Source organism: Vibrio splendidus 12E03 (genome assembly GCF_000272105.2).
Taxonomy (GTDB): domain Bacteria; phylum Pseudomonadota; class Gammaproteobacteria; order Enterobacterales; family Vibrionaceae; genus Vibrio; species Vibrio splendidus_I.
On sequence record NZ_AJZD02000199.1, the window covers coordinates 1 to 10,232 of the forward strand.

A 10,232-nucleotide genomic window follows, 5' to 3' on the forward strand; every position below is an offset into this window, starting at 1 on the left:
ATATTGCTCTAGACTATATCAGGATTGACCTCACGTTATTCTTATACTGAGTTGGTGCAGATATAAATCAGTGCTATAGTCCGAGTTAAATAATACATATCTAATCAGTAAGTAGACACATGGCTGGCTCTTTCAATTCTATTTCAGGCTCTAAGCGAAGCCTTCATGTGCAAGTTGCACGTGAAATCGCCCGTGGTATTTTGTCGGGCAATTTGCCTCAAGGTTCTATTATCCCTGGTGAGATGGCTCTGTGTGAGCAATTTGGTATCAGTAGAACAGCATTAAGAGAAGCGGTTAAGCTTCTGACTTCAAAAGGCCTATTAGAATCTCGTCCTAAGATCGGTACTCGCGTTGTTGACCGTGCATTCTGGAACTTCTTAGATCCACAATTGATCGAATGGATGGACGGTTTGGCCGATACAGACCAATTCTGTCATCAGTTTTTGGGTTTACGCCGCGCGATTGAACCAGAAGCGTGTGCTTTAGCTGCTCAGTTCGCGAGTGCAGAACAACGCATTGAGTTGTCTGGTATTTTCCAACAAATGGTAGAAATTTCTAGCGAAGAAACGCTTGATCAAGAGCGTTGGCTAGATATTGATATGAAGTTCCACAGCCTGATTTTCAACGCAACGGGCAACGACTTCTACCTGCCGTTTGGTAATATCTTGACGACGATGTTTGTTAACTTTATTTCTCACTCTTCTGAAGAGGGAAGTACGTGTATTAACGAACACCGCCAAATTTATGAAGCAATTATGGCAGGTAACAGTGACAAAGCGCGCCAAGCGTCTGCAAGTCACTTGTTGGAAACGAACCACAGATTACCCGTGGCTAGCTGATTGTTTTAAAAAGCTTTAGTTTTAACAAGACTTTGCTTTTAGAAAGATAATGATCTAAAAATCTTAGTTAAAACAAACTGACACCTAAAAAGCACGTTCAATACGTGCTTTTTTTGTATTTAAATTTGATGAAAACCTGACCGGTGTCCAATATTTAATCTATTATTTACCGTTTTATTAAAATCACTAGTAACTAGTATTTTAAGTTATATAATAATACTAATTAAATTATTGTGAGTGTGATTATGCCCCAGTCTCTACTGCCAAATATTCTTCAATTCATAGGTCAAATCGACCCATTCGATAAGATCCCTAAACAAGCACTTCGCGAACTTGCCTCTAACGTTCAAATTACTTATCTCGGTAAGGGAGATGTGGTTGATTTGTGTGAGTCGGGGAAGGAAAAATCGCTCTATATCATTCGAACGGGCTCTATGGAGCAACGAAAATCGGATGGTGTGCTTCGTGCTCGTCTAGGCAGTGAAGATTTGTTCGGCTTTACGTTCTTAGATTCTGAAGTCAACGATGAAAAAGGCTATAGAGCTGTCGCAATAGAAAACACCTTACTTTATGTGATTCCACACTCGGCACTTCAAACGCTTTTCAAAGCCTTTCCAAGTTGCGCAGAACACTTTGCTTCACAGGCGCAGGTTCGCTTGAAGTCGGCACTGGATGTGGTTTGGTCAAATAAAGAGAAAGGCCTATTCATTCGTAAAGTCGAAGAAGTAGCAAGCGGGCAGGTTGCGATTGTTAAGTCTGAGCAAACCATCCAGTCGGTTGCGGTTGAAATGCTTCATCAACGCTCACCTTGTGCCGTGATCTATGAAGGTGAAACCATTGTTGGTCTGATCACTGACCGTGATATGACCAAACGCGTGATTGCGCACGGTGTTAGCACAGAAAATTTAATCTCTGAAGTAATGACGCATTCGCCACTCACTGTAAAACCGGATGACCTTGTGTTGCATGCGGCGTCTATCATGATGCAATTCAACATTCGTAACCTTCCTGTAGTGAAAGAGAACAAAGTTGTTGGCCTTCTGACTACGTCTCACTTGGTTCAAAACCACCGTGTTCAAGCGATCTTCTTGATCGAGAAAATCAAATACGCGGGCAGCGTGAAAACCATGTCTTCGTTCACCTCAGAGCGACAAGCTATTTTTGAAGCGCTGGTGGAAGGTAAAGTGGCGCCTGAAACCGTCGGCAAGGTAATGACCATGATTATGGACGCCTACACCCGTCGATTGATTCAAATAGCGATTGATAAGTTAGGCCCACCACCGTGTGATTTCTCTTGGATCGTAGCCGGATCGCACGCACGTAATGAAGTGCACATGTTGTCGGACCAAGACAGCGCGATTGTTCTTGCTGACGATGCAACCGACAGTGACCGTATTTACTTCAAACACTTAGCGATGATGGTGACCAACGGCTTAGCAAGCTGTCATTACCCATTATGTCCAGGTAAATTCATGGCTGCGACGCCAAAATGGTGTCAGCCACTCAGTGTATGGAAGCACTACTACAAGAAGTGGGTGGCTAACCCAGAGTACGAACGCTTGCTTAATATCAGTGTGTTCCTAGAAATTCGTACTATCTACGGCAACAGTGAGTTCGAAGGTATTCTTCGCGATGAGTTACACAGCAATATTCGCGGTAACCGTGAGTTTTTAAGCACACTAGTGAAAGACGCGGTCAATACCAACCCGCCACTTGGCATCTTCAATAGCTTAGTGCTTGAGAAGTCAGGTGAGAATAAGAAAACGCTGAATGTGAAGAAGTACGCGATCAACTTGATTATCGACTTAGCGCGTATTTATGGTCTTGCTGTCGAGTGCGATTTGTCGGCGACAGACGAACGTTTCGCTGCTGCCAATGAAAAAGGCATGCTGAGCGACGATGCATTCAAGAACATTCTGGGTGCTTACCAGTTCATTCTCTCTTTCCGTTTTGGACATCAACTTGAAGCGTTGAAGAACGGGGATGTGCCTGACAACAACATCAACCCAGATAGCTTTGGTAGCTTTGAACGTAAACACTTGAAAGATGCCTTTAGGATCATTGCTGACCTTCAAGAAGCGGCGAAAATTCGTTTCGGAGCACGTTAATGAAATCGTTTTTAAATTACTTTCATCCGCTTGAGCGAATTAAACGTAAACGTAAGCAATATCTGGGAACGGTTAAGTTGCCAGAAGCGTTACATGATCTCGTAGATCAGCCTTGCCCTGAAATGACGGACTTGGCCAAAGACAGTGACTATATCGTGTTGGATCTTGAGACCACGGGTCTAGACAGCGAACAAGATCTGATTTTGTCCATGGGTTGGGTCGATGTGGTCAAGGGGCGAATAGACTTAGCGTCCGCCAAACATATTTATCTGAATAACGATTCGCAGATCAACGCTGAAACCGCCGTGATTAACCATATTACGCCGCAAATGTTGGAAGAGGGCGCGTCTATTCATGATGCGATGCTGACATTTTTCGAAGCAGCAAAAGGCAAGATCATTGTCGCGCACGCTTGTGTGGTCGAAGAGAAGTTCATTAGCCAATACCTTCTTCGCTGCTACGGTTTACGAGCGATTCCTCTGCTTTGGCTTGATACCTTGTGTATTGAGAAAAGCATGGAGAAAGCGATCAGCAATCATGAAGAAGTCGATTTAACTCTGGCAGGGACTCGCGAAAGGTACGGGCTTCCTGAGTACAACAGCCACAATGCATTAGCCGATGCCGTTTCGACAGCGGAATTGTTTTTGGCTCAGCAGAAGCGAGTTGTGCCTAACGATAATGTGACCGTTGCCTTTCTCTATCGGATTAGTCACTAGGAAAAAGAGCTGCAAGTGCGCGGCTCTTACTTTACTGATTTTAAAGGAAAAAAAGCCAGCGATTAAGCTGGCTTTTGTTTAGGTCTTAGAAAATTAGGACAGTAATTATCTTAGATTATTCATGTAGCTATCGATTAGAAGCTGTAAGTTAGACCAACACGGCTACGTAGTTCGCGAGTTGCTTTCTCTGCTGAAGTGCTCACATCACCAAACTCTACATATGGTGCCCATTGACCCATAATATGGCGAATGCTTGCGTTTAACTCGTAGTTAGTATCATCGTTGTCGTAGATATCGTAGCCATCAGCTTTGTAGTAGTTACCTTCAAAACCAAAGCGCCAGTTTTCCATTGAGTAGTTAACGTTTGCCGTTAGACGGTGACGGCGTTGGTTTTCAATGTTTTTCTCAATACCGACAATTTCATCATTATCGTCGACCTGGTACTCAGTTGCGCTAGTGTTCTGTCTCATATCGTAACGGTAACGAGCACTTAGGCTCAGGCCATCAACGCTATCCACTTTGTATGTTGCACGAACTTGAGGCTTGTATGTAACGCCAGATTCACGACCTTCAATTGGCATACCGTAAGTCATTGTCCAGTTATCGTTAAGTACATGACGGTAATTTAGACCAAGCTCCCAACCATTGTTCTTCAAATCTTCCATGAATTTACCGTCTTCTCCCTTGAATTTTGCTTCGATATCTACAAGGAAGTTGCCAATGCTATCGCCAAGCTTTACACGGGTAGCGTGTTGATCTGTATGACTTTTGTATTCGTGTCTTACATCGAAAGACGCCGCTGATACAGAGCCAGCAGTTAATACAGATGCCACAGCAATCACGATTTTAGTTTTATTCATGGTATTAGTCCCATATTTATAGGTTTAATAATGGCTTTAGTCTCAAGCCAAATAGAGTAGTTCTAGCTTTCATTGCATCCAGTGATTGAGGTTATTAAGTTTTTCCTCAACTCTAGATTTGCATTTAAATAATACAAATATACTAACGATCCGAGGCGTGATGATCTGTGAATTAGATCGTGTTGTTAGGACAAAACCACTATTAACAAAGGGTTACAAAGTTGAACTGTGTTAATAAGTTTATGATTTTTAATATTTTATTTGCCTGTTGATAATGATTTTGAAGAGTTTTGTTCGTCAATAAATGTGCGCTACAGCAAAAAATTGAATCTTTAGATGTTATTTTCATTTGTAATACATTATTATTTACTAACTTTCTGTAGCAACACATAACTTTGCTGTGTTGATTGCATGAACTGACGGTGTGAAGCCGAATAAGTAAGAATGGTCTTGAAGCTAAATGGATTAAATCCAATCGCTTTAAGAACATAAGGCATTTACTTGAGGTGATTTAAAGCTCAATCAGAGAAGGTTTGAAATGTAGTAGGCAAGGCAGTGACATAGCCTGCTATATGAGTACGAGCTTGATAGGAATGAACAGGGTTCGAATAGTTACCCGTTGTTCTCATCAGCGACAAAGAAGAAATCGTTGAAGTGCTTGCGAAAGCATTTTGATTATTGCTCCCAACTATTCTAATTATAACTTCTGCTTTCATCTAGAAAGGTAGGAGATGGTAGTCGAAGATCTACCCTTGCGTTCATGTTGATACAGGCAACATGAGCGTTTTTTTTATTTGAAATTTGAGTAGAGAGTCGTTTGAGGCTCAATAAGCGTGTAAACCGCGGCTTAAGAATAGGCTTTTAGGTTGATGACAGCACGCTCAAGTGAGTCTGTTACAGCATCAAAGCCACGAACATTCACGCTTGGTCACATGAATGTTCGTTTCTCTTCTCTTGTTGCTTAGTTTCAGATGCGTAACTGCTGACTTTAACAGCAGGCGTTTAGCCATATCAAAGAGCTCTGTGAGAGCCGTTCTTGATGCTTAGCTTTCTGTAGGCATCCACACCTGTTTAGAGGTGACTTTGTGGTCTTTAAAGGTCAGTTCTTCAATCTTGTCACCGTTAGTATTCCAGCGAGTAAGTTTTCCGTTCGCGACTTCACCTTCATCAAACTTCGCTTGGCTGGCCTTATTACCGTTCGGGTAGTAGTCCGTTACCAATCCATCTTTTTGTCCGTCGCTGTATTCAGCTGTCAGGCTTTGTTCCCCATTGGGATACCAGCGAGAGGCGGTGCCTGATAGTTCATTGTCTTTATAATTGAGTTCTGCTTTTTTCTGTCCGTTTGGATACCAGGTTTCAGCTTTGCCTTGCAGTTCACCTTTTACGTAATTCACTTTAGAAGCGACTTGGCCATTCGGATACCAGTTAGTTTCTAGCCCAAGTTCTAAGCCATCGGCAAACTGAGCTTGGGTCGCGACTTGGCCGTTATCGAACTTCTCTTCAAATTGACCAGTGAAAGGTTTTGAATGGTTTACTTGGTAAGCCACGCCTTTACGCATCTGTAAGTAGTCAACAGCATCTTCACGTGGTGTTGCTGCATAGCTCATAGAAGATACCGTACTAAGAGCAATTAAGATTGGAACGTATTTCTTCATAATGACACCTTTTTATTGGACGGGGGAAAGTGTAACGGGTGTGTTAAAAGCATTTCACTTCCGTGTATCCCTGTCAGTATCTAATAGTGGTTTTCAAGTTTTCATTATTGGCTACCTAATATAGGGAACTTTTAAAAGCAAATTCTCAATCTTATTTGTACTACAAATAAGATTGGTTTGATTTATTTTTATAAATTATATCTAACGATATTTTTACTGTTCTTCTTTGAGCTTTGATCGTGACGAATAATAGTTTTTAACGATGACTCTTCGACTTTTAGAGACTTTGTTCATGTCTTTCGGGGTTTTGGTCGAAATTTAGTGCGGATAACTGCACTGACTTGAGGAATTGCGCTCCTAGGTGGTGCAACTTTGAACTCGATCACTTGTATGATTAATTAAGTGTCAGACTGTAAGATCATTGTCACGCATCTGGATTATTGTAGTACAAATATACTTGCCATCTATCTATAGTGACCTCAACAAAAAAACATAAATAAAAGGTCTAACGATGGAACTCAATACCCTGATAGTTGGCATCTACTTCCTATTCTTAATTGCGATAGGATGGATGTTCCGAACGTTTACAAGTACGACAAGTGATTACTTCCGTGGGGGAGGTAATATGCTGTGGTGGATGGTAGGTGCAACCGCATTTATGACCCAGTTCAGTGCTTGGACATTTACTGGTGCAGCAGGTAAAGCCTTTACCGATGGTTTTGCCGTGGCGATTATCTTCATCGCGAACGCATTCGGTTACCTAATGAACTATCTTTACTTCGCTCCGAAGTTCCGCCAACTGCGCGTTGTGACGGTAATTGAAGCGATTCGTATGCGTTTCGGTAAGGTGAATGAGCAAGTATTTACTTGGTCTGGCATGCCAAACAGCGTTATCTCTGCAGGTATCTGGTTGAACGGTCTTGCGATCATCGCATCAGGTATCTTCGGCTTTGATATGACAACGACGATTGTCCTAACGGGTCTGGTTGTACTAGTAATGTCAGTAACAGGTGGCTCTTGGGCGGTAATCGCATCTGACTTTATGCAGATGGTTATCATCATGGCGGTAACGGTGACGTGTGCTGTGGTTGCGATTTACCACGGTGGCGGCGTTACGCAGATCGTTAATGACTTCCCAACAGATTCATTCATTACGGGTGATAACCTGAACTACATGAGCATCTTCAGCATCTGGGCTGTGTTCATCTTCTTAAAGCAGTTCAGCATCACCAACAACATGCTTAACTCTTACCGCTACCTTGCTGCGAAAGATTCAAATAACGCACGTAAAGCAGCTCTACTTGCTTGTGTACTAATGACGCTTGGTCCAATCATCTGGTTCATGCCTTCTTGGTTCATGGCAGGTCAAGGTGTTGATTTAGCAGCAGCTTACCCTGACGCTGGCAGCAAAGCCGCTGACTTCGCTTACCTTTACTTCGTTCAAGAATACATGCCTGCAGGTATGGTTGGTCTTTTGATTGCCGCTATGTTCGCAGCAACTATGTCTTCAATGGACTCAGGTCTAAACCGTAACTCAGGTATCTTCGTTAAGAACTTCTACGAGCCGATTCTTCGTCCTAAAGCGACAGAGAAAGAGCTAATGGTTGTTTCTAAACTAACGTCTACCTTCTTCGGTATCGCGATCATCTTGGTTGCTCTGTTCATCAACTCTCTTAAAGGTCTGAGCCTTTTCGACACCATGATGTACGTGGGCGCATTGATCGGCTTCCCAATGACAATTCCAGCATTCTGTGGCTTCTTCATCCGTAAAACACCGGATTGGGCAGGCTGGGGCACGCTAGTTGTCGGTGGTGTGGTTTCTTACTTCGTTGGTTTCGTTATCACGGCTGACATGATTCAAAACTGGTTCGGTCTAAACGAGCTAACAGGCCGTGAGTGGGCTGACCTGAAAGTGGCTATCGGCCTTATTGGTCATATCGTATTTACTGCTGGCTTCTTCGTACTATCTACTCTGTTCTACAAGCCTCTTGCTGAGCACCGTGAGAAAGACGTAGACAAGTTCTTCAACAACCTAGCGACACCATTGGTTGCTGAAAGTAACGAGCAGAAGAAACTGGATAACAAGCAACGTCGTATGTTGGGTTCACTTATCGCAGTTGCGGGTGTGGGCGTAATGACAATGTTCGTACTGCCTAACCCAATGTGGGGACGCATGGTGTTCGTTCTATGTGGCTTGATTGTATTCTCCGTCGGTCTGTTACTTGTTAAAGCAGTCGATGACAAAGTCGAGCAACAAGACGAAGTGACTCCAGCCGAAGGCTAATTTAATACGCATCCTAAATAACATCACGGCCACCTGAACGGGTGGTCGTCATTTTTATAATCCAATATTTAACGTGAGATGTACGATGAACAAAAAACTATTATCGGTAAGCATTATTAGCGCGTTCACGCTTGCTTTTGCAACTGGGTGTACAACACAAGAAAAAACAGCACCTGTAGTCAGTGTCGCTAAACAAGCTGCGCCAGCTATTAGCGAAATCGACCGTAGTTACCTATTGAGCAGTGACCGCTTAACTGAGGTAGATGGCGACACTTTAGCCGTTGCTTCAGAAGAACAAGTGGCTGCGCTTAAAGCACAATTTGAAAACCTAAAAGATGGCGACGAAGTGGTGATTCCTGCCGGTAAATACGCGAACTTAGGTCAAGTGACGATCACGGCGAATGATATCACTATCAAGGCAGAGCAAGCAGGTTCTGCGTGGATCACGGGCTTGATTCAGTTTGAACTGAAAGGCGATGACATCACGCTTGATGGCTTGGTATTTACTGAAGGCGGCCCTAACGAACGCTTTGGTGCAGTTCGTATGATGGGTAATGGCAATACGCTTCAAAACTCAACATTCTACTACTTCAACCACGATTACACGTACGAGCCAGACGAGCGTCGTTCTGAGTATCCAAAGTACCTTTGGGTTTCTCTATGGGGTAAAGACGGCAAAGTCATCAACAACCGTTTCGAAGGTAAGCAAAAACGCGGCACTTTGATTGGTGTACAAAAAGATGACACAGCTGACAACCACCTGATCGCAAATAACATCTTCATGGATCAAAAGCCTAACCAGTTCAACGAATTCGACATTAAAGAAGCGATTCGTTACAACGGCAACAGCTGGGAAGCGATCCGTATTGGTGATTCTAAAGCTTCACAGTGGGATTCAAGTTCTAAGTTCGTGAACAACCTAATGATCGATATGGATGGTGAGCGTGAGCTTATCTCGATTAAGTCGGGCGACAACACGATCTCAGGCAATACGATTTTCCAAAGCACGGCGCTTATTTCACTGCGTCACGGAAAAGGCAACACGGTTGAGAACAACATGATTCTTGGTAATGGAAAGCGTCTAACGGGCGGCGTCCGTATCTACGATGAAGACCATGTGATCCGCAATAACTACATTGCAAACACTCGAGGCCGCGATGGCTTGATTGAAGGCAACGCTGACCTACGTGGCGGCATTGTTATCAACACAGGCATCATCGACGTAGCGAATGGTGAGCAGTTAGATCAATCGGTGAAAGGCAAAGAGCTGAACAAGCAGTGGACACCGAAAAACATCACCATCGAGAACAACTCTCTAGTCGATACTGAGTGGGGCATTGTTTACGGCAACCAAAGCCACCGTGTAAGTTTGTTTGACAACGCAGAAGTGGAAGGCATTTATGCGGGCGTTGATGTGGCGTTTAAACACAACGTGGTTGATAACTCGCAGTCACCTGAGTTTGTAAGTGTACGTGCAACGCAAGACTTCCCATTAGTTGGCGCAACCTACACAGACGAAACTTACGTAGGTCAAGTAACGGATTCTGAACTGATCGAAGGCTACTCGATTGAGCTGCCAAAAGTTGTTGTAGAAAACGGTATTAACGCTTACCAAGGTGAAGGCGCAGACGTGTCTAAACTTGCGGTCGTGACGGCTGAAACAGCGGGTCCGGACTACGTACTTGAGAATACGACTAAGTAATTTATTAGTTAATGGCTAATGGCTAATGGCTAAAGGTCAATGGTTTAATGGTTTAATGGTTTAATGGT

7 protein-coding genes are annotated in these 10,232 nt (G+C 43.4%); 5 read left to right on the forward strand and 2 right to left on the reverse strand.

All coding sequences use genetic code 11. The annotated features are described in order from the left end of the window. Positions 1–119 precede the first annotated feature (119 nt). The 3 genes from A142_RS13430 to A142_RS13440 all read left to right on the forward strand — a co-directional run bounded on the left by A142_RS13430 (position 120) and on the right by A142_RS13440 (position 3,663). Complete coding sequence (locus A142_RS13430) at positions 120–839, forward strand: FadR/GntR family transcriptional regulator (RefSeq protein ID WP_019822229.1); 720 nt, start codon at positions 120–122, stop codon at positions 837–839. Positions 840–1,084: 245 nt separating this feature from the next. After that, positions 1,085–2,947, forward strand: coding sequence for a DUF294 nucleotidyltransferase-like domain-containing protein (locus A142_RS13435; protein WP_019822231.1), 1,863 nt, complete (start codon positions 1,085–1,087; stop codon positions 2,945–2,947). Next, entirely contained in the window at positions 2,947–3,663 is a 717-nt protein-coding gene (locus A142_RS13440; RefSeq protein WP_019822233.1) for a 3'-5' exonuclease, read from the forward strand. Before A142_RS13435 ends, A142_RS13440 begins: the two co-directional genes overlap by 1 nt. Before the next feature lie 134 nt (positions 3,664–3,797). On the opposite strand, the gene A142_RS13445 is transcribed toward A142_RS13440, so the two are convergent. Together A142_RS13445 and A142_RS13450 are read right to left on the reverse strand one after the other, a co-directional pair. Beyond that, entirely contained in the window at positions 3,798–4,523 is a 726-nt protein-coding gene (locus tag A142_RS13445) for an oligogalacturonate-specific porin KdgM family protein (RefSeq protein WP_019822235.1), read from the reverse strand. A gap of 1,043 nt (positions 4,524–5,566) precedes the next feature. Then, positions 5,567–6,178: a toxin-antitoxin system YwqK family antitoxin gene (locus A142_RS13450; protein WP_019822236.1), complete on the reverse strand. Its 612-nt coding sequence runs from the start codon at positions 6,176–6,178 to the stop codon at positions 5,567–5,569. Between the two features lie 511 nt (positions 6,179–6,689). Between A142_RS13450 and A142_RS13455 the strand changes: the two genes are divergently transcribed. Then, positions 6,690–8,462 carry a sodium:solute symporter family transporter gene (locus A142_RS13455; protein ID WP_019822238.1) on the forward strand — a complete coding sequence of 591 codons (1,773 nt, stop codon included), beginning with the start codon at positions 6,690–6,692 and terminating at the stop codon, positions 8,460–8,462. A gap of 85 nt (positions 8,463–8,547) precedes the next feature. After that, positions 8,548–10,164, forward strand: coding sequence for a polysaccharide lyase 6 family protein (locus A142_RS13460; RefSeq protein ID WP_019822240.1), 1,617 nt, complete (start codon positions 8,548–8,550; stop codon positions 10,162–10,164). The last annotated feature ends 68 nt before the right edge of the window (positions 10,165–10,232 follow it).